This window comes from Microbacter margulisiae (genome assembly GCF_014192515.1).
GTDB classification, from domain to species: domain Bacteria; phylum Bacteroidota; class Bacteroidia; order Bacteroidales; family Paludibacteraceae; genus Microbacter; species Microbacter margulisiae.
Genome location: NZ_JACHYB010000002.1, coordinates 1,046,349 through 1,067,593 on the forward strand (window position 1 = coordinate 1,046,349; position 21,245 = coordinate 1,067,593).

At 41.9% G+C, this 21,245-nt stretch carries 24 protein-coding genes and 1 riboswitch; of the genes, 9 read left to right on the forward strand and 15 right to left on the reverse strand.

The window, feature by feature from the left end:
* Positions 1-130: 130 nt before the first annotated feature.
* The gene (locus FHX64_RS13295) at positions 131-1,042 is read right to left on the reverse strand and encodes a TraB/GumN family protein (protein ID WP_183414330.1); all 912 of its coding nucleotides are present in this window, start codon (positions 1,040-1,042) and stop codon (positions 131-133) included.
* 451 nt (positions 1,043-1,493) lie between these two features.
* Complete coding sequence (locus FHX64_RS13300) at positions 1,494-1,772, reverse strand: hypothetical protein (protein WP_183414331.1); 279 nt, start codon at positions 1,770-1,772, stop codon at positions 1,494-1,496.
* 477 nt (positions 1,773-2,249) lie between these two features.
* Here FHX64_RS13300 and FHX64_RS13305 point away from each other — a divergent pair, with 477 nt between their 5' ends.
* Entirely contained in the window at positions 2,250-2,741 is a 492-nt protein-coding gene (locus FHX64_RS13305) for a GNAT family N-acetyltransferase (protein WP_183414332.1), read from the forward strand.
* Here FHX64_RS13305 and FHX64_RS13310 read toward each other — a convergent pair.
* From FHX64_RS13310 to FHX64_RS13350, 9 genes are all read right to left on the reverse strand, one after another.
* The gene (locus tag FHX64_RS13310; protein ID WP_183414333.1) at positions 2,690-3,322 is read right to left on the reverse strand and encodes a hypothetical protein; all 633 of its coding nucleotides are present in this window, start codon (positions 3,320-3,322) and stop codon (positions 2,690-2,692) included. The two genes, FHX64_RS13305 and FHX64_RS13310, sit on opposite strands and share 52 nt — an antisense overlap.
* Positions 3,323-3,379: 57 nt before the next feature.
* Complete coding sequence (locus FHX64_RS13315) at positions 3,380-3,955, reverse strand: hypothetical protein (protein ID WP_183414334.1); 576 nt, start codon at positions 3,953-3,955, stop codon at positions 3,380-3,382.
* A gap of 2 nt (positions 3,956-3,957) precedes the next feature.
* Positions 3,958-4,362, reverse strand: coding sequence for a hypothetical protein (locus tag FHX64_RS13320; protein ID WP_183414335.1), 405 nt, complete (start codon positions 4,360-4,362; stop codon positions 3,958-3,960).
* Between the two features lie 43 nt (positions 4,363-4,405).
* Positions 4,406-5,071, reverse strand: coding sequence for a hypothetical protein (locus FHX64_RS13325; RefSeq protein ID WP_183414336.1), 666 nt, complete (start codon positions 5,069-5,071; stop codon positions 4,406-4,408).
* Positions 5,068-5,937: an RHS repeat-associated core domain-containing protein gene (locus FHX64_RS13330; protein WP_183414337.1), complete on the reverse strand. Its 870-nt coding sequence runs from the start codon at positions 5,935-5,937 to the stop codon at positions 5,068-5,070. The genes FHX64_RS13325 and FHX64_RS13330 overlap by 4 nt, the downstream gene beginning before the upstream one ends.
* Positions 5,938-5,958: 21 nt before the next feature.
* On the reverse strand, positions 5,959-6,114 hold the full coding sequence (locus FHX64_RS13335; protein ID WP_183414338.1) for a hypothetical protein: 156 nt from the start codon (positions 6,112-6,114) through the stop codon (positions 5,959-5,961).
* Positions 6,115-6,522: 408 nt separating this feature from the next.
* Entirely contained in the window at positions 6,523-7,206 is a 684-nt protein-coding gene (locus FHX64_RS13340; RefSeq protein WP_183414339.1) for a hypothetical protein, read from the reverse strand.
* A 157-nt stretch (positions 7,207-7,363) separates the two neighbouring features.
* Positions 7,364-8,071, reverse strand: a complete 708-nt coding sequence (locus FHX64_RS13345; protein ID WP_183414340.1) for a zinc ribbon domain-containing protein — start codon at positions 8,069-8,071, stop codon at positions 7,364-7,366.
* Positions 8,072-8,308: 237 nt separating this feature from the next.
* A complete protein-coding gene (locus tag FHX64_RS13350) occupies positions 8,309-8,614 on the reverse strand; it encodes a hypothetical protein (protein WP_183414341.1) in 306 nt (101 codons plus the stop codon).
* A 139-nt stretch (positions 8,615-8,753) separates the two neighbouring features.
* On the opposite strand from FHX64_RS13350, the gene FHX64_RS13355 reads away from it, so the two are divergent.
* Positions 8,754-8,906 (forward strand): hypothetical protein, encoded by a 153-nt coding sequence (locus FHX64_RS13355; protein WP_183414342.1) that lies wholly within the window; start codon positions 8,754-8,756, stop codon positions 8,904-8,906.
* A gap of 627 nt (positions 8,907-9,533) precedes the next feature.
* Here FHX64_RS13355 and FHX64_RS13360 read toward each other — a convergent pair.
* The 4 genes from FHX64_RS13360 to crcB form a co-directional block, all read right to left on the reverse strand.
* On the reverse strand, positions 9,534-9,761 hold the full coding sequence (locus FHX64_RS13360) for a hypothetical protein (protein WP_221202214.1): 228 nt from the start codon (positions 9,759-9,761) through the stop codon (positions 9,534-9,536).
* A gap of 286 nt (positions 9,762-10,047) precedes the next feature.
* Entirely contained in the window at positions 10,048-12,492 is a 2,445-nt protein-coding gene (locus FHX64_RS13365) for a TonB-dependent receptor (RefSeq protein WP_183414344.1), read from the reverse strand.
* A gap of 54 nt (positions 12,493-12,546) precedes the next feature.
* A riboswitch (TPP riboswitch) is annotated at positions 12,547-12,641 on the reverse strand.
* A 655-nt stretch (positions 12,642-13,296) separates the two neighbouring features.
* Complete coding sequence (locus tag FHX64_RS13370; protein ID WP_183414345.1) at positions 13,297-13,644, reverse strand: DUF190 domain-containing protein; 348 nt, start codon at positions 13,642-13,644, stop codon at positions 13,297-13,299.
* Between the two features lie 10 nt (positions 13,645-13,654).
* Positions 13,655-14,029 carry a fluoride efflux transporter CrcB gene (crcB, locus tag FHX64_RS13375; RefSeq protein WP_183414346.1) on the reverse strand — a complete coding sequence of 125 codons (375 nt, stop codon included), beginning with the start codon at positions 14,027-14,029 and terminating at the stop codon, positions 13,655-13,657.
* A gap of 327 nt (positions 14,030-14,356) precedes the next feature.
* Between crcB and FHX64_RS13380 the strand changes: the two genes are divergently transcribed.
* The 7 genes from FHX64_RS13380 (at position 14,357) to FHX64_RS13410 (ending at position 21,245) form a co-directional block, all read left to right on the forward strand.
* On the forward strand, positions 14,357-15,442 hold the full coding sequence (locus FHX64_RS13380) for an NAD(P)H-dependent flavin oxidoreductase (RefSeq protein WP_183414540.1): 1,086 nt from the start codon (positions 14,357-14,359) through the stop codon (positions 15,440-15,442).
* Positions 15,443-15,559: 117 nt separating this feature from the next.
* Entirely contained in the window at positions 15,560-16,678 is a 1,119-nt protein-coding gene (locus tag FHX64_RS13385) for a DEAD/DEAH box helicase (protein ID WP_183414347.1), read from the forward strand.
* Between the two features lie 23 nt (positions 16,679-16,701).
* A complete protein-coding gene (locus FHX64_RS13390; RefSeq protein WP_343053522.1) occupies positions 16,702-17,142 on the forward strand; it encodes a cold-shock protein in 441 nt (146 codons plus the stop codon).
* Positions 17,143-17,164: 22 nt separating this feature from the next.
* Positions 17,165-17,476, forward strand: coding sequence for an RNA recognition motif domain-containing protein (locus tag FHX64_RS13395; protein WP_183414348.1), 312 nt, complete (start codon positions 17,165-17,167; stop codon positions 17,474-17,476).
* Between the two features lie 339 nt (positions 17,477-17,815).
* Complete coding sequence (locus tag FHX64_RS13400; RefSeq protein WP_183414349.1) at positions 17,816-18,661, forward strand: DUF3316 domain-containing protein; 846 nt, start codon at positions 17,816-17,818, stop codon at positions 18,659-18,661.
* Complete coding sequence (locus tag FHX64_RS13405) at positions 18,645-19,724, forward strand: S41 family peptidase (protein WP_246392489.1); 1,080 nt, start codon at positions 18,645-18,647, stop codon at positions 19,722-19,724. Before FHX64_RS13400 ends, FHX64_RS13405 begins: the two co-directional genes overlap by 17 nt.
* A gap of 54 nt (positions 19,725-19,778) precedes the next feature.
* Positions 19,779-21,245 carry an aminoacyl-histidine dipeptidase gene (locus tag FHX64_RS13410; RefSeq protein WP_183414350.1) on the forward strand — a complete coding sequence of 489 codons (1,467 nt, stop codon included), beginning with the start codon at positions 19,779-19,781 and terminating at the stop codon, positions 21,243-21,245.

The window sequence follows — 21,245 nt, forward strand, 5'->3', positions numbered from 1 at the left end:
ATCATTTCTTTGATAAAACAGGGATACAACAGTTTTGTCATGACATAAATCTTGCGTTTATATCTGGCATTGAAAGGTGACTAAGCAAGCAAAAACCGCTTATTCCCAATTTGATACACTGATAATTTTCTTAATTGTTATAGCCCGGAGCGACCTTATGAATATATTTTTCTTGCAAAAGGAGAGGTTCCACGGTATATCCAAGTTTTCTCAACTGGTGGATTAAACCTGACTTCCCGATCAAATGGATAAATCCTACGTCGATAAAGCAGGATTGCTTTTTTATCAGGCCCGGCAATTCTTTCATCCAGGCAGCATTGCGGTCATCAAACATCAATTGCTTTTCGGCAGGTGTCAGGCTGTCATCTTCGTCGTTAAGCGTCTCAACCCTGACCATATTGCCTGCCAGATAGGCCGTCGTCAACTCATTCACCTGTTCAAGTCCTTGTTGGCTGTGTTTTATGTCATTCATCAATATGTCGGCCTGACGTTCCAGAGGGATCGTATTAAACAATATGTTGGCCTCCTGTTCCGGAGTTTCCAGCCCGATCACTTTTTTATGGTTAGCTTCTGCATTTTTCTGAAAAATGACATCCACCCCTTCGGGTTGTTTGCTGAATCCCATCATCTTTGTGTACATCATAACCGAAAACATCATATCCAGCAACATCGGTTTCACATTGCCCAATTGACTCAGCCCCACCTGCATCAGGTTTTTAAATTCATAATCCACCATGGCATAGTCCTGCGGAGTCAGCAGCTCTTTCAAGGTAGTATCCTGCATCATTTCAGCTTCCTCCATTGTGGCCTTGATATCGGGATTATTCAGATCCATCTCCCCCACAACAGCATCTGCCTTTCCACTAAGCGCCAGTATCTGATCAAATCCCTTAATGCGATCTTTATCAATCAAATGATGCGTTCCGAACAGATAACTGGGCTTTACCAGTCCGTTCCCCGAAATTTTCCACAACAATTGAGCATTCGCACACCCTGCGACCATCCAGACGATCACAGCAACGAAAGAAACCCGCTTATTCATTGTTTATAATTTATTTAGTCGTAAGGAGTAGTGATCCTCTAAATATTCGCTTCAAATATCTCCATTAAGGTTAACCATTTTATCTCCACTAAAGCTATCAGCACGAAAGAAATCCTCTTCCGCAGCACTCTGGGCCGGTGTTTCTGTTTTTAAGAATCTACATCATTTTGCTCCGTCAAATATAATTCTTTTTTCAACAAAAATATAAAAACAGTTTTTTATTCCTGTAGCGAAGAGCAATAGCTTCAATTTTCTCTTTACGGATGCAGGTTAGAGCAAATACCAGGCAAAACAACCAGATATCAAAGCTTGCTCCTGTATTATATCTACATTTCTGCCTTTACAAGACATTGTGGTTAAGAGACAGCCCTACGACCTGTTTTTATTTTGTTTATTGAAAGAGTCCTGCTCATTTGTATATATCATTTCCACAATTCGCCTCGATAAAACGTTATTGATTATCTGTTTTATGGATGGTATCTGGTCTTTTTAGCTTCAACAAAACAGCTATGATAAGCAAAATATTTGCAACCACATATCCAATGATTAACCACAACCAGAAAAGGAGAGTTTTAGACTGCGCTGCCTTGACCTGCAACACACTGGCAACCTTATCCGCTGGATTTGTAGCTTCATACGTTAACGACAGACGGGTGTTAAACACGCCGTACAAAGCGATTAACACAATGAAAATGCTGACAACTAACCATATTTTAAGCGATCTCTTCATGTTATTCTGTTCTTATTTGATTATTTTTGATCATTTCCCGTAGAAGTCCATATTTGACAGAAGCATAATTTGTCTGTGATTATTTTCTCTTTCCTTCCGCAAACATACGTCTAATTTTTAGCAAACTACATACCATGCGGGAGAATCTTCACACAAAGTAAAACAAAAAATCGCTCTTTTGAAAATTAACCAAAAACACACTAACTGTCAATTCATTGCAGATAGAGTACTGACAACTGCGGAAGCATCCGGAATGTCTCGTAAAAAAGCCGATCAGTAAAACAACTTCCACTCCAACGATAATAAAGTTGTGGGCTGCTATGATTATGCTGGTTTGTCACGTTTGTTTTTATTGCTACTTTTGTTTTGGCATTGGCTGCGCCTGAAGCTACACATGAGGATTTGGGAAGAAGTCAACCTATTATATCCTTCTTTCACACTGAAGGTTCATTATTCATTGGTAATTACAAGCACACTATGATAGTCAGAAAAGCGTCTGTCGCCGATATTGATACACAACTGAAAATGTTTGATCATGCCCGATCCGTTATGCGCAACTCCGGGAATATAACTCAATGGACAGGCGGTTATCCTTCGCGCGAAGTGGTAGAAAGCGATATTGCTTCAGGTAACAGTTATGTATGTGTGGACGATGCGGGCGAGATCGTTGCCACTTTCTATTTCAGGCAGGGTGACGATCCCACTTATGCCTATATTGAGAACGGGCAGTGGCTTAATGACCGTCCTTACGGTGTGGTTCACCGCCTTGCGTCAAGCGGCAAAGTAAAAGGTATGGGAACATATTGTCTGGAGTGGTGTTTCGGGCAATGCTCCAATCTCCGTGTTGATACCCATCGCGATAACCGCATCATGCAGTCGGTATTTACAAAGAACGGCTTTGTGGAGTGTGGCATCATCTATCTTACAAACGGTGCCCCGCGGCTGGCTTTCCAGAAATGCATGCCATGATGGTTTGATATGTAAAAATGCCGGTTCTGCCGTCTGTTCCTGAACTGGATTGTATCCGGCAAATTTAATACATTATAGCTAATGGCGACTATGTTTTTATCCAGGTTTTCTGTTAAATTTCCATTGGCATCGTAATAGTATTCCTGCGACTCATTGTCATCGTCAGTATAGTCGGTAATGCCATATACCAGAGAAGCTCCTGCGGCGTCTGTCCCGTTTTTCAGTTGGTTGCCGGTGTAGTGCAGGGTGACGTTATCGATCACCGTGCCCTGGTTTTCCCGGTAGATGCCAATCACATTGCCCATCTTGTCATAGGTGAAGTCTTCGTCCTGCAGGTGCTGGTTGGCGGTGAGGGCGCTGCCTTCGCCATAGTTGGCCTGTGTCATGCGGTTGAGCCCGTCATAGGTGTAGACATAGCCTTTGGTGGTGCCGTTATACGTCCAGGTGCTGCGGGCGATATCACCGTTGTAGCAGGGGGTGGCAGGGTCGTTGTCATAATAGAGTTGTTCCTGCCATGTGACTGCATTGATGCCGGTAGGCCAACTGCGGACATTATAGGCGTTGGTTATAATAGATTGCATATCAGAATATTACTATTATTACCACTTTTGACACACTACTATTTATAGTTAAACTATTTATTGCCTTAACACGATCTTGCCATCCTTCTGAATGTAATAATACTTTGTGTATTTCGTCTCTCCTTTATCAGAATACTTTGTGTAATTTATCTCAATATTTTCAGGAGAATATATCCTGAATTGAAAATCTAATGTGTCTTCATATTCTCCTAAAATTGGTGTTTTTGAAATTTCCGTTCCTTGTTGGCTAAAAACAGCCAATACAGCATCAGATTTTCCTTGACTAGGTGCAGTCAAAAATGAACGAAAATAAATCAAAGCAATTAGATTATTATTTATGTTTAATGGTATCTTTATTGCAGTTGTATAGTTAAAATAGTCAGGATGTTGCTTTGAATATGGCATATATATCCAATATCTATCATTTTTATCCTTAATAAAAAGATCAAACTCTTGCTTTGTAATATTGGAAGGATTGTTTGCATATAAATCCATTTTTCGAAAAGTCTCATTTGTAATTGGGAAAGGACATTCTTTGAATTTATTTACAAATTGCTTGAATAGCTCAGTCTTATTTTGACAATTACAAGATATTGTTGCCGTTAACAATATAAATACAAATATATTCTTCATTTTTAAGGTCTTATGCTTGTTACTGTTATTTTTGCATTTAATATATTGCTATAACCAGTTAAGGTTCTATTCATGATATTTAATGTATTACTGGGTGATGTACCTATGTTAATATAATGGGTTCCGGGATCAAAGTAATGAAACGTAGTGGAGGTTACCTGTCCATTATTTACCATTTCTGTTTTTCCCTGCACAACAATAAAATGATCACCCATACCATCTGCACTGTTTTTTCCACCGTTTTTATAATCCACATTCACTTTGGTAGGAATTCCAAAATCTAATGCTGTACTCATATTATCTATAGCATCTGAAGCTTTATTGTTTGCCGTACCTGCTCGCCCATTGCCTGCATTATTTACAATTACTTCCATTCCTTTACTTGACACACCTGCCTTTGCAAGCATGGCATCACAAGCTTTATTACAGGCTTCTTACAGCAAAAAACTTTCAATTAACTAATTCGTATCTCAGAAGTTTATCATCCCATTTTACTTTTCCACTTGCGTGTGGACTGGCACTCTTTACTTCTATTATACCTTTGTTCGATATTTGATATTCAGTTGTCCAGATTTCACAGGGCATTATTTTCTCTAAAAAAACTTTTGATGCAGTATTCATTATTTGTTGCACTACAATTTTATCTTTTGTCAAAGAGATACTACTTTGCCATCGAGCTCCGTTATCTTTTGACAATGATTTACGAGACAGTATTTCTCCTGTTTTTGTATAAGTTATCAGTAAGACCTCACCTAAATCAGAATCCCATTCAGAATCTCCTTCATACTTAAATTTACTCACAAGTACAGTATAAAAATTATTATTTACAGGAATTTCCACACAATAATCATATCTGTAATATCCGCTATTGGGATTACAGAATCCCCCAATGCAAATAAATTCCTTCACATATTTTTCCGGAATAGATTTAGGCATCCTACCTTGAACCTTATCAAAACTTTGATTTAAAATCATATTCCATTTATTATATTCGGAACCTAAAACAGGAAGTTCAATAGTGCCAAAATTATTTATAAACTGCCTAAAGTCTTTATTTTGCGCTTTACAAATAAATGCAGATGCACATAATATAATAAATAATATTGTTGTTTTCATCGGCTGCTTGTTCTTACGGTGGTTACTGTATAAGGTATTATTCTAGTACCATGAAACGCTCCTTTCAACATATCATATTGTCTTGTTAATATATTTAATGGATTAGTTCCATATGCTTGCTGCCTTGGATCAAAGAAATTATAAGTTGTTGAAGTTACATGTCCATTATTTAAAGTTTCAGTTTTACTGGATATTACAATAAAATGATCTGTCATTCCATCACCTTCTGGTTTTTTGTTATGTAATTGCACTGGAGAATAATCAACGCCGACTTCAATGGGTTTCCCATTTTCTAATGCGTTATCAATAGTACTAATTCCTTTATTTGCACTTTTAGTTGGAGTTGTTGCTACACCATTTGCATCTGCATTTACCACATTAAATCTTTCCCCATTTGAATTAACTCCTTTTTTTGCAAGCATCTGATCAGAAGCAACTTTACAACCGCTTCTTCCTGTTTGAGACACATAATCACTTTTATCAATTCCTGTAAATGTTACAGATGTTGCAGCATTCTGTATATAGGTAATTGTCGTCCAATCGTCAATTTGTGTGCTCAAAGTTGTTCCTATGTCATTATATGTTTGATTATCTAAAACTATCGTTTTAGCGTCCCCTTCTCTCCAAATGATAGCATATTTTCCATCTCCGTTGTGCCACCGATACCAATCCAATCCATTCGGGTCAATCCTATTAACCGGATTATTTCCGGCAAAAACATATGGTGAAGTGTCATAATGTTTCTCCGCCAGCGGATCCACCGTTGTCCACACCGGGATGCCGGTCTCCCTCCTTCGTGCTCCGTAGTCGTACTGGTTCAGCCCGTTCATGGCTTCCAGTTCTTTCCCGTTGTAGCGGTAGGGCAAGGCGGTGCTGTTGCTTGTGCTTTATTCAAAGCGCATCCCGTCCGGGTAATAGTCGCTGTATTCCATTACCTGCTTTGCCTGGTTCAGCACTTCGGTGTTGTTGCCCTGGTGGTCTTTCAGGTAGTAGTAATAGACACCGTTCTGCCAATAGCCTTCCGGTGTGAGTATTTCTTTCAAAGAGCTGTTCTGATAGATCGCATCGCCGCAATAGTCCGTCGTCAGGGTAGTCGAAGAGGTCAGGCGAGTGATCGTATCCTGCTATAACGACTATATATGGTGAGCTTCTTTATCATCTTATTTTTTTTATTCTTTAAATATGTATTGATAATAAAAATATTATCATACTATCGTTATTTCTGATAACGTTCAAACCACTATTTTTCCATATGCTTCTCAACATAAAAATAAGCCAAAACAAGTATTAATGAAATAACAGCAATAATAGGAATTTTAGATATTGTATCATGCCATGTTAAGGGAGATCCAAAGTTATTATACCCTGTAAATATTTGATTTCCACTGCATTTCCATAAAAAGAAATTCAAAATAAAACAGAGGCAATAAACGATTGACGCTTCTTTTAATTTATTTTTTTTGATCATGTTGTTCTGGTAAATCTAAAACCATCTTTACATCTTGCTCTAATAATAATCCTAAATCAAACCAAGGATTTACAGAAGGTAAAGGATCTGGAGAAGTGGGCAAATATGGTTCGCCCAAAAAGCCACTGCCAGCACCAGTTAATAAACTTCCGATTTGAATGCCTTTATATACTGCTTTCGGATACTCCATTGCATAAAGGGGACTCTTCAAAAGGAGTTGTTCTGTAGCACTATATCCCATTTCGACAAGTATGGATGCTGCAATTCCTACCACATCGGTTGGCAAAAACAACATGCCTATTTCCATTTCTGCATCTACCTCTCTTCTGATCTCTTCAGGTGACGAAATATACCGATTAATTCGGCTGTCTAATTCCCTGTTGCCATCTAAGTCGCCAATAATAGGATAAAGCCAACTATGACCCTGATCAGAGGTATTTGAATGCTGGTTATAGGATTTTGGAGCTTGACCTATGACAGTGACTTTATTTTCTGTTGTAGGCAAATTAGTCCCGTTTTCTCCATTTCCATTGCCATCTTGGTCGGTTACCAACGTGAAACTGCCCAAATGGTCGGGATGCACGTAGTAGATGGAATCCGTACCGCCATTACGCACCATAATGGCAAGCAGGCCACCTCCCAAAGCAATATAGTGCAGGTGCCGCACGCTTGCGGCTGTGGTTTCGCACTCATAATCGCCATCAAAGATAATGGTTTTTTGATTTAGTGAATAGCAAATGGCTTATTGATTAAATAACGGTAGTTTAAATGAAACAGTGTCAGCGAAAATTTCATCAAATTTCAGGCAGGTATTGATTCCCCGTTTATAGAACCAGCTCATCTTTTAATTTACTCCAGGGGCCTGACAGGTTGGGACGTTTGGTGTTGTACCAACGGAAATAGATGTAGAGTGTTTTTCCCCGGCTACCTCCCGGCAGGGCCAGCCGGAAACAGGCTTTGGTGCTCAGTCCGGTAATGAGGGTTGCCTCTCCGGCAGAAGCAGGTGGAGTGTCGCCTGTCATGTAGAGGTATTGCACAGAGTCGGCTGCAGGGTTTATGCAAGGCCTTTTATGCAAACCGGAATAGCACTTCATGGCAAACATTCCTCCACCCAGTGGTTTCAACACTACATCCACCAATTCTTTGACTGATGTTTGCGGCACGGTATGGGTGCTCTTCTGCAGTGGCCCCCTTTTAATGCGGAATGTTTCCAGGTCGCCAATCGTCATGTTGGGCGAAGCGGCGATACGCTCCAGAATGGAATAGGTTTGATTGAAGGTTACCGCTTGCTGAATTATGGCCCGCATCTTGTTTATGACCACTGTGGTGCGGCTTATTTGCTTATTTATATACAAGGCATGCAGAGCGCACCATTGCGTACAGTAATCGTTCCATTGCTCCACCTCCCCTTCCGTGATTCCCAGACGTACCGCATGGGTAGCAGGACTCCCTTTTTCGAAATAAGCAGATGTTATCCTGATGTATATGTCAAATCCTTCTATTGTACGTGGAATGCGTGATCCGTCCGGCATAGTTGTTTTATTTAAAGATGAATAGTGTATGACTCTGTTGCTCACAGCAGACCTGATGCTTTGAATGCAAGGGGCAAGAATGCTTGCTTTCCTAATGGGATGATGCATCGGCAGGCTATTGGAGCTCATTGCGTGAGCAAAAATAATCATTATAACAACAAACAAGTTAGGCGTTTTTGCTTTTATTTCATCCGGCCGGATAAAAAGGGGATCGCAGCACGGCACAATACGAAGCGCTCACGTAACACATGGTTTTGTTGCCTGCCGCATAGGAACTAACGATTTAACGGCTGAACCGGGTAGCCTTACAGTGTTTACTCTAATAACTACAGTGAATACTTTAGTAATTACAGTTAATACTTTAGCAACTACAGTTAATACTTTAGAAGCTACAGTTAATACTTTAGTAGTTACAGTTAATACTTTAGAAGCTACAGTGAATACTTTAGAAGCTACAGTGAATACTTTAATAACTACAGTTAATACTTTAGTAACTACAGTTAATACTTTAGAAGCTACAGTGTACACTAAAGGTACTTGCATGTGTATGTTCGTTAGGTTGCTATAAACCACAGTGACTGCAGTATAGCTTCTTGTTGGGTTATGTCGCATCCTTTATTGGAGAGATTAACCCACAGGGGAAAAGAGGTGACTGCCATGTGTTAGCGTATGCTTTGAACAGATGTCGCTATGGCATCATGGGGGACGCATTCGATCGGATGGACTATACCCGGACAGTACAATTGCTCCCAATGGCACCCTTTGGATGATCATGCAAGAAGCCATCATCCATTGTTCATTGCCCCTGTCAATTGAACGGGTTATAGAAAAATGAGAAGTTACGGAAAGATCTAACCCATCCCCCAATCAAATGATAGAATGACAGAATGACTGGGTGACTGATAAAACAGCAGAATTAATCTGCCAGACAAGCACAGGCTACCATGGTTGCCAAAACATGATTCTTAAGTGCTGTCCCCTTTGGTGAAAGGGGACGAGCGGAGGGGGCAGGGTTGGAGAATTAAATAACTGAATGACAGAATAACTGATAAAACAGCAGGAAGTTATACCCTCAAACCTTCAATCCTTGTTTAATTTGCCTCCGGCTTTTAAATTTATATGTTACAGACCTCAAAGGTTTTCAAAACCTTTGAGGTCTGTACGCTTCATTCAACCTTACGTTATTACCGGGTCTATTCAATAAAGTATGTCAGGGATAGGTTTTAATCGATCTTCCATCTCTGCTCAAAAATAACAAACAGACCCTTGATGTGGAATGATGTTGAAATAGCACTGGGTGGAAATGGGTGATGATTGATCTGGGTTACAGATGGCAGGACTAACGTCTCTTGCATCGGGGACAAAACAGAGATAGAGAATCCGCAAGAGTTATCCATACTATTGTTGCATTTCTGCAACATAGAGTAAATACAGGAACGTAGCTCTGACATCCTCCATCCATTTATAATTTATGAATTCCTGGACACATGATAATTAAACAGATCACAGGGCTACGCCCCTTACTGCCAATGGAGGAATGGGTTGCTATGAAGATCGCAGGAATACGCCCCTTAACCGGTAAAGGATGTTTTGTAAAAATAAAAATACAGCCATAAAGCAGGGACGTAGTCCTGACATCTTCGTAGAAAACGATACCCATTACACCAAAATAGCCGCGTAGCGGTGACATCTTGGGAGAATAAAGATCACGCAACACCATACAGAAGCGTTAGCGCTGACATAGTTTATGGAGTAGGCTCGTTGCGTCAGAGCTATGCAAAACAGGGAAAAATCGGTATCATTCCATGCAGGTCTTTTTGTATGAATCTAAACATGCAGCATATGAGGATCATCCCAGTATCCGGCAGAAGCGCTGCATAATGGAATGGGGTTTGTTTCCATAAAAAAGATGCCGTCCGGCAAAGCACATGCACTCACCGGACGGCAAAAAAAATGAAAAGGATCAACGATGTTGCCTAGAACTTCACGCTCAGGCCTGCCAACAGATTAAAGCCTGCCTGCGGGAAATAGCCGAAATCGTTATACCGCGTCATCGGATCGCCGGAAGAGGCCTGGTAATAGTAGGAATAAGTCCATGCGTTGCTGATGTATTGTTCATTCAACACATTGTTGAGCAAAAGTGACAGTTGTAATTGTTGCAACCCTTTCACCGGAATCTGGTAGCTCAACCGGATGTTGTTGACGCAATAGGCGCTCAATGCGCGGGCACTGCTCCCGGTGTTGTCAATGTATTGTTTCCCTACCCAATGTGTTTCCAGATCGGCTTCAAAGCCATGCTTCACAAAGGCCAGCACACTGTTGCCAATCACCGACGGGGAAAATGCAATGGGCACGCTGCCCAGGTAATTGGCTACCTGGCGGCTCCATGTCCAGTCGGAACCGGAGTAAACATCCACATACTCCATGTAGTTGTCAATGCGGTTTTTACTCAGGGTAAGCCCGGCATTCCACCGCAGGCATGCGACAGGCTTCACAGCCCATGTCAGTTCAATACCTGTACGGTAACTTTTAGGCATATTGGTTGTCAATGCTTCACCGATATCATTGATTTTACCGGTCAGTACCAACTGGTTCTTATAGTTCATAAAATAACCGTTGATGCCGAACGAAGCCCACGGTAAGTCATATTTGTACCCCACTTCCGTATCGTACAATGTTTCGTTGGTAGGCCATTCGCCAGATGTGGCATCGGTGTAGTTGGTACGCGCCGGTTCACGATGCGCCACGGCAAACGAAGCAAAGAGCTGGTTATGCGCCGAGGGGCGGTACATTAACCCCACTTTGGGATTAAAGAAATGGAACATCTGATTGACATTCAGGGGCTGCATGGCATTCAGGGCATCATCCCAGTTTTCATTTTGCCCGTAAAGCGAGTAATGCACCTGCCGGTACTGCAAATCGGTATAAATATTCAACACAGGAAGAATGTCATAATTAAGTTTCAGGTAGATATTCCCGTCCCATTTGTTGACATTATTACGGTAATATTGCCAGTCGGGCAGCAGGCTTCCGACATAATTCTTCACCCAGGTCACCTGCCCGTAGTGGTCGCCCCAGTAGTCATTCAATGCCCCTCCGAGTTGCGCCGTCAGCTTCTCCGTCTGGTAATTGAGCGTGAAGACCCCGCCTGCAAACTGGTTTGTCATCCATTGCTGACGTACCAGATCGCTGTTGGTGACTTCCGTCCCATTGACATAGAATGGGGTCAGTCCATACTGTGCCAGCACCTGATTCTGCATATACTCCTCATAATAGCCACTTCCGGGGGTATAATGCAATGCCGCATTCAGGCTCAGTTTATCCGAGAAACGGTGGATGCCGATCAGCTGGTAGGTGGTTTGCAGGTAGTTATCAGTCTGGTTTTTGTAATAGAGCGGTTTTCCGCTGGCATCAAACCCCATGAAGCCGCACGGGTTGTAGGTGCGGTGCGTATCCAACGAGTCGGCAGGGACACCATCCCAGGCATGGTAGGTCTTCTCGCTTCCCCCGAAGGTAACCAGCTTGAAGGTCGTATTGGCAGCATAATATCCGGCCTGTAAAAAATAAGAGTATAACCGCGCGGTAGCCCTGTCAATATACCCGTTGGACGAAATGGAGGAAAACCGTGAGTCGATAGCCCAATGATGGTTGATCAGTCCCGAGCTCACCTTTACATCTCCTTTGAAGGTATTAAAAGAGCCGTAACTCAGGTCAACCTCACCTGCCGGCTTGAGGGCAGGCCTTTCTGTTTGCAGGTTGATATTCGCTCCAAAAGCGCCGGCGCCGTTTGTTGAAGTCCCTACCCCACGTTGCACCTGGATATTGTCAAGCGATGAAGCGATATCGGGAATATCCACCCAATAAGTTCCCTGTTCGTCGGCGTCATTATAGGGAATCCCGTTGATGGTGACATTAATACGCGAAGCATCTGTGCCCCGGATACGGAAATCGGTGTATCCCACGCCTGTGCCGGCATCTGATGTAGCAACAAATGAGGGAGTAAATGACAGCAGGTAAGGAACGTCCTGTCCAAGGTTGTTCCGGTTCAACTGTTTCTGGTTCACATTCGTATAGGCAACCGGCGATTGAGCCGTAGCCTGAATGGAGGACACTGTCACTTCGTTCAGCCAATGGTTTCCCTTTTTAAGATGAAACACGGCCCCGGAAGGCACAGTTACCGTTTGTTTCAGCGGTTCGTACCCGATAAATGAAATAGATACTTCAGCCTTATTTCCAGAGACGTTTGAAAAACGGAAATATCCTTCCGCGTCAGTGTATTGGCCTTGCTTGTTATTCAGCATTACCGTAGCTCCTGCCAGCGGCATTCCCTGGTCGTCAACCACCTTGCCTTTCACAATATTTTGCGCTGCAAGTGTCAGCGCGCATAGCTGCAACATTGCAGCAAATAACATTTTTCTCATAACATTCGGTTATTTTATTGTTTAACAAAATGAAATGAGGGCTTAAAAAAACGATGAAGATATGTGCTCATTCCCTTCCCGGCATTACCCGGACAGGTTCAAAGGGTATAATCTCAGCCCGTTATATTAAGGCACCCCAAATAGGACAAATTGGATAAACAGTACAAAACGTTGTACACCCGTCTTTGACTGTTATCGGGTACAAAGATACGCAATCTTTTTGCAAAAAGTTTATAATTGAACTTTTGCAAGTTCCAATGACCGGCAGTAAGATGAGAAGATAACAACCTCAAAGTAGTGTAGTAGATAGTAGCTAGTAGATAGTAGGAATCTGAAAATCTGAAGTTAAAGAAGTTACAGGAAGATCAGAAGATAAAAACTGCAAAGTAGACAGTAGTTGGTAGCTAGTAGATAGTAGGAATCTGAGAATCGGAAATTTACCCTAAATCCCTAAAGGGCCTTTTAAACGCCAAATGATTGAAGAAGAAGTTAGAACCCTCAATCACTCAATCCTTGTTTAATTTGCCTCCGGCTTTTAAATTTATATGTTACAGACCTCAAAGGTTTTGAAAACCTTTGAGGTCTCTACGCTTCAAAATTTCCATAACAGATTGGCTTTAGACCTGTTGTTGCCTTTACACTTTTATACCTTACACTTTCAACCGTAGTTCTCTTTAGACCTTAGACTTTCGACTGCTGTTTGTTGTTTCTCTATAAACTTTACACCTTAAACTTTCAACCGCAGTTGTCTTTAGACATTAGGTACCCAATAAAATAAGGTTCCGGCATATTTACCTGACCAGGCTATTGACCTCCCGTTTTATGCAGTTTGATATCAACAGCGTGCATGGTGACCAGGCATCCTTTGGGAGTGGCCAGTAAAACCGGTTCGATCACCGCATAAAACGATTCCAGGGTATCTGTCTTATCAATCAGTTCAATCATTACGGGAAGTTTCTCGGTCAGTTCCCAAAAGCGGGAACTCAGGATGCGGCTCGACTTGCCAAACCCCATTACCCCGCGATAAGCTGTAGCTCCTGAAACACCGTGCTTTTTGGCCAAACGGACAATCTCTTCGTACAATAGCTTATGATCTACCAGATCCGTTGTACTGAGATAAAATTTCAAAACGCTGTATTCCTGTGCTTCCATAATTATAGAATTAAAGTGCAGCGCCGGCATTAAAGCCCAGATAGACTGCAGTGAAACCTAACAAAATGCTCAAGCCCGTATATAACAATACCGAATAAGACAACCCGTTATGTAGCAACATCAGGTTCTCATTTGCAAAAGTGGAAAACGTTGTAAATCCTCCGCAAAATCCCACCATCAAAAACAACCGCCACTCAGCGGTGAGTATAGTGCGCTGCTCGGCTATGCCTGTAAGAAACCCAATAATGAAACAACCCAACACATTCACCAGTAAAGTACCGAATGGAATAGACAGAAAATGAAGAGACAAATTGATTTTCGACACATAATAGCGGGCTACACTTCCAATAAATCCGCCGGTGCCTATCAGTAAAATGGTTTTCATCAGAAAATAAATGGTTTCTAAAAAAGATTACCTGTAACCTTTTCCTGTTTTTATGCGTTGATCATGCTAATCTTCCAGATACATAGAAGTACAAAGATATTGTTTTGTAGCAAGATAAAAAAACGAAATAAAAATAATCCAAATTATTTTTGTACCTTTGTCCCCTAAACAATAAGTTTATATTGATATCTTTATCAGCAATGCTTTGCTTCGCCCTTACCTGGCGAACTTCTCATCGTAAAATCGACCTCATATTCACTTTCTTGTTCGTATTTATTTGTCACAAAGACGTGACATATGCTGTGGTTACATGCGTTTGACAACATGATGAAATCATTTTTTATTGGTAATAAAGAAATCAGGCTTCCCATTATTCAGGGTGGTATGGGTGTGGGAATTTCACTTTCCGGGTTGGCTTCAGCCGTGGCCAATGAAGGAGGAGTAGGTGTGATCTCTTGTGCCGGACTAGGATTGTTGTACAGGCAGTATCACGGAGACTATCTGAAAAATTCCATATGGGGACTTAAAGAGGAGATACGTAAGTCGCGGGAAAAGACCCAGGGAATTATTGGAGTTAATATAATGGTTGCATTATCTAACTTTTCTGATATGGCACGTACGGCCATATCAGAAAAAGCAGATATAATTTTTGCCGGTGCGGGACTACCATTGGACTTACCTTCCTATTTAACCAATGACAGTAAAACGCTACTTGTACCGATCGTCTCTTCTGCACGGGCAGCAAAACTGATATGCGAAAAATGGCAAGCTAATTATAATTATCTGCCTGATGCCATTGTGGTTGAAGGGCCAAAAGCAGGAGGACACCTGGGATTTAAGAAAGAGCAGATAGAAGATCTGAATTACTCACTGGAACAATTAATACCTGGTGTGGTAGCTATTGCGGCTCAATATGGGGATAAAAAAAAGATTCCGGTGATTGCTGCAGGCGGTATTAGTACAGGCGAAGATATCGTTCGTTTCATGGAGCTTGGGGCAACCGGAGTGCAAATGGGAAGTATATTTGTTCCTACGCACGAGTGTGATGCTTCCGAAACGTTCAAGCAGGCCTATATCAACTCTTCCAAAAATGACTTAATGATCATTCAAAGTCCTGTTGGGATGCCCGGACGAGCCTTCGTAGGCGAATTTATACGAAGCGTAAATGACGGTAATGAACACCCAAAGAGTTGCCCATACCACTGCCTGAAAACCTGCAATTACAAGACAAGTCCATATTGTATTATCAAGGCGCTTTATAATGCCTCCAAAGGGAAAATGAACAAAGGATATGCTTTTGCCGGGGCTAATGCATATCTTGCAGAAAAAATCAGTAGTGTGCAAGAGGTTATCGCCAAGCTGAAAGATGAGTTTGTTGCTGCACAACAAAGAATAAAAGCAATCCATCCCTAGCCATCCCCTTAGACACTTATTTATCACGCAATAGATTCAGTTTTGAAACCTTGCGTTGTAAATGACATTTATTTTATTTCTATTAAAACCGGTTGCTCATTGCAGCCAAACAATTTTATGACATTTAAAGAATTACATATCTCAGAGCCAATAATAAAAGCACTGGAAGACAAAAAATACAAATCACCCACTCCCATTCAGGAACAGGCTATACCGGTAGTTCTCCGGGGTCATGACTTATTGGGCATAGCACAGACAGGCACAGGTAAAACTGCTGCTTTTGCCATTCCCATTATTCAGCAATTAGATCAACCTCAGGATAAAGGATATAAACGCGAAATAAAAGCATTGATCCTTACTCCTACGCGGGAGTTGGCAATTCAAATAGACGAGTGTTTCACTGATTATGCAAAATACACAGGGTTACGAAATACGGTAATATTCGGAGGCGTAAACCAACGCCCCCAGGTGGATAGATTAATGCGGGGGACTGATATCCTGGTAGCTACACCGGGACGACTGCTTGACCTTATCGCTCAGAAGTATATCAATCTTGATCACATTGACCATTTTGTCCTTGATGAAGCCGACCGAATGCTCGACATGGGTTTTATTCATGACATAAAGCGTCTGTTGCCGATGTTACCCAAACATAAACAAACCTTGTTTTTTTCGGCTACCATGCCTTCTGCAATCACCAATCTGTCCAACACCATTCTGCACCACCCGGTGAGAGTGGAGATAGCGCCTGTTGCGTCGGTAGTTGATACGATAGAGCAACATTTATATTTTGTCGAAAAACATCAGAAAGGTGAGCTTCTCATCTCTCTGTTAGAAAAAGATCATGCAAAATCAGTTCTGATTTTTTCACGCACCAAGCATGGAGCCGATAAAATTGCCCGTTTACTGCAAAAAAAAGGCGTCGATTGTGAGGCTATCCATGGTAATAAGACTCAGGGTGCCAGGCAACGTACGTTAACGAACTTCAAAGCAGGCACAACAAGGGTGATTGTAGCAACGGATATTGCTGCCAGGGGGATTGATATTGCCCATCTGGAGGTAGTGATCAACTATGATTTGCCTGACGTAGCAGAAACGTATGTACACCGTATAGGACGTACGGGACGCGCAGGACACTCCGGGACTGCACTTACCTTTTGCGCTCAGGAAGAACGGGTAAAACTCAGGGACATTCAGCAGTTGACCGGTAAAACATTGAAAACCTTGTCACTATAAATAAAACATTAACAGTTAAACTCATTTCCGTGAATAAGAGAGAAATAGAAAAAAAGAAAGAACAGAAAAAGATAGAAAAGCAAAAACGCAAAGAGAACCGTAAAATCAGCAGCGGGAGTAAATCGTTTGATGATATGATTGCGTATGTGGATGAAAATGGAGTTATTACCAGTACGCCTCCGGACCCGAGTAGAATAAAGGGAATAGATATAGAAACCATAGCAATTTCCACGCCCAAAAGGGAAGAACAAGAGGAAATTGCGCTGAAAGGTCGTGTGGAACACTTCAACGGGGATAAAGGTTATGGCTTTATAAAGAACCTCAGCAGTACGGAGAAATATTTTTTTCATATTAGCGGTGCCCCGGCGACTATTGCTGTAGGAGATCTGGTTACTTTTGAATTGGAACAAGGCCCAAAAGGTATGAATGCCGTAAAAATCACCATTATAAAAGAAGAGAATTAACAACAACAAAAACAGAAAAAAAATGAACATTTATGTTGCAAATCTAAGCTACAACACAACAAGTGATAGCTTACAGGAATTATTTGAAAATTACGGAGAAGTGTCTTCCGCTAATATTATTAAGGATAGAGAAACGGGAAGATCCCGCGGTTTTGGGTTTATTGAAATGCCCAGCGAATCAGAAGGCCAAATGGCTATTGACGAACTGCACGAAACCAATTTTGAAGGAAAAACGATCAATGTAAGTATTGCTCGTCCCAGACCTGAAAGAACCAGCAATGATTATGGCAATCGTGGCGGAAACGGAGGCGGATATAACAGAAGGCGGTACTAATCCCCAATATTTAGTATTCAAAATGGAGAATCAAATTGCATTCTCCATTTTTTTTGTCTTTTCAAAAAAGGGACTAAAAACAAAATAGAATAACCATCTCTCCTCCAGCTTTGGCAGGAGACAATCAAACAAGGGTTGAAGGATTGAGGGGTATAACTTCTTTAACTTCTCATCTTCCTGTAACTTCTTGCTTTTTTGTCATTCAGTTATTTGATTCCTGCCTTCTGCTCATTCGCCCCTGTTATTACATACACCGTTTTTTTGTTGCATTTTCTTAATCTTACAGCAAATAATCAGAAATTCTTGTACATTTGCTTTTTAATCAAAAACCAAACCCTTATGTGGCGCATTTACCTGCTGGGGTCCATCCTTTTGCTATGCACATCGTGGCAAGGAATGTCGCAAGATGCTCCCAATGCTACCATGACGAGCGCATGGACAATAGGATATGGCCATCTTAACTTACTGGATGAATATCTTTCTCCCCTTGTCTATTCCGGATCGATTCTTCGCGGCGACTATCAGTCCATGCATTATCTGTCGTTAAAAACAACACATGTGTCGCTACAGTGGTCTATGATGTCGTCAATAGGGATGGTACATAACCCGGCAGCAACCAACTCCATTTTCTATTTTTCGCTGGAACCCGGCGTCGGCATTCATTATCATTTCCGTCCTGCACCTAACCTAAAGATTCTGGCAGGAGGCATCTGGAACATTTTCTTTGCCAACAAATACAGCTTTTCTAACGGGAATAATCCCTATTCCGCAGATCTTTCCACCAGACTCAATGCCTCCGCTATCGCCCAGTATGACTGGCACATTGGCAGGCTGCCCGTCGTGTTGCATTATAACGTAACGATTCCTTTGATTGGAGCGATGTTTGTGCCACAATACGGTGAGTCATATTATGAAATTTTTACCCTCAAGCAAAGGGCGAACATCATCCATCTGGCAACACCTGCCAATTATCTGGCTATCCAGAATGCACTTTCGGCAGATTTTGTGTTCAAGAGCTGGACACTGCGTGCCGCTTTTTACCATGACTATGACAAGCATCACGCAAACGACCTCCATTTCGAAACTATGCAAACTTCGTTTTCAATTGGAGCTGTCGTAAACTTCGCCGTATTTGATCATGGGAAACGGAAAATGCCAAACAATTACCATGATATCAACCAATAAAATCACATATGCCCGCTCGTGCATCAGAGCGTTGAAAGGAATAGCCGTAACGGTAATGGCAATCTCTTTTTCGGCATGCCAGATGACAGTGAGCACGCCTAAAGACATTTATGATTATACTACGAATTTCAATGCTTTATGGAATATCATGGATCAACACTACTGTTTTTTCACCACAAAACATATCAACTGGGATTCCATCGGCACTGTGTACCGCCACCGGCTTGAGACAATGGACACTTTGAATGATGTTACCTTCTTCAACCTTTGTGGCAATATGTTGAACGAACTTAAAGACGGACACGTCAACCTGACTGCTCCATTCAATATGTCCCGTTATTGGGCATGGTTTCAGGACTATCCGGCTAATTTTAATTCCAATATCATTTTCAGCAACCGCTACTTGGGAAGCAATTATCGTATTGCCGGAGGATTCGACTATAACGTAATCCCTAATACCAGGGTAGGATATATCTATTATCCCGATTTTACAGATAGCTTTTCCAATGCCAATCTATCTTATATCATTGCCTCCCTCTCCAAATGCGACGGATTAATCATTGATGTACGCGATAATAGCGGTGGCACACTTACGTATGCTGAAGCCATCGCCTCCCGCTTTACAACAAAGACCATGAAATATGGATATATAAGTCATAAAACAGGGCCGGGACATGACGACTTTTCTACTCCTGAAGCCGAATATATTACACCCTATGCAACAACCTCCGTCATTGACAACTGGGTAACTAAACCGGTTGTGGTGCTCACAAATCGGTTATGTTATAGCGCTACCAACGAGTTCGTATCCATGATGAAAGAGCTACCAAACGTAACCATCATTGGCGATCAAACAGGCGGTGGAGGCGGATTGCCAATGAGTAGTGAATTACCTAACGGATGGACAGTGCGTTATTCTGCTTGTCCAATGTACGATGCGAACATGAACACCATCGAATTCGGTATTTTGCCCGATATCCATGTCGACATGACGGCTTCGGATATGTCAAAAGGCATCGACACAATTATTCAGACAGCTATTCAATATATTGAACAACAATAAATTTATACATAAACAATCTACATTAGGACATTAATAATCATAAAATTTTAGCGTATGACACCTTCACGTGAAATAGAAAAATTAGAACCTCATTCCGTATGGCAAAACTTTCATTCCCTGACTCAGGTTCCCCGTCCGTCAGGCAAGCGGGATGACATCACCAACTTTCTGGTTGACTTTGGGAAAACCCTGCACCTCGAAACATTTGTTGACGATGCCGGTAATGTGATCATTCGTAAACCTGCAACTGCAGGAATGGAAAATTGTAAGGGAGTGATTTTGCAGGCTCATATGGATATGGTTCCTCAAAAGAATGCCGCCACTAAGCATGACTTCGAAAAAGATCCGATCGATGCCTTTATCGACGGCGACTGGGTGCGAGCCAATCAAACAACCTTAGGTGCCGATAATGGTATCGGATTGGCATCCATTATGTCTGTTTTACAAGCGAATAACTTAAAACATGGCCCTATTGAAGCCTTGTTTACTGCTGACGAAGAGACCGGGATGTATGGCGCGATAGGATTAAAAAACGGAACATTACAGGGAGAAATCCTACTCAATCTGGATTCGGAAGAAGAAGGAGAATTATATGTCGGTTGTGCGGGTGGTATTGATGCGACCGTTACTTTCACCCACGAATTGGATCCTATTTACGAAGGAGACGTCGCATATAAAATTAGTCTCACAGGCTTAAGAGGCGGCCATTCAGGATTGGAAATTAATTTAGGACGTGGCAACGCAAACAAGTTATTATTCCGGTTATTGAAAAAAACCGTAGCAATATGTGACGCACGTCTTGCATCATTCGAAGGAGGAAACCTGCGGAATGCTATTCCGCGGGAAGCCTTTGCCATCGTGACTATTCCTGAAGAAAGACACACCGACTTTCTGCAATTAGTAGCGCAAACAGAAGCCTTGCTAAAAGCTGAATATGCCCTTGTTGATCCGGGACTCTCCATAACAGCTGAAGAAACTCAAATGCCGGAAGGTCTTTTGCCCGAAATGATTCAGGACGACTTGATCAATGGCGTCACAGCTTGCCACAACGGAGTCTTACGCAATATCCCGGAAATGCCCGAAGTCGTTGAAGCCTCATCCAATCTGGCTATAGTAAAGACTGATGCAACTTCCGTTGCTATCAATATTCTCATTCGTAGTTCCGTAGAATCAACGAAGGAAGAAATTTGTTCCATGGTTGAAAGTACTTTCCTGTTGGCTGGCGCTAGTGTAGAATTCTCAGGAGGGTATCCAGGCTGGCAGCCACGCTTCGATTCCCCGATTTTGCATACGATGAAAGATGTTTATCAAAAGCTTTACAATGCCGAACCAGAGGTGAAGGTTATTCATGCAGGTTTGGAATGTGGCATTATCGGCGCTGCCGTTCCGGGATTAGATATGATTTCCTTTGGGCCAACTATCAGCCATCCTCATTCCCCGGACGAAAAAGTAGAAATTGCTTCCGTTCAGAAGTTCTGGGATTATCTCGTTAGCGCCCTCGAAAAAACACCTATCAAATAA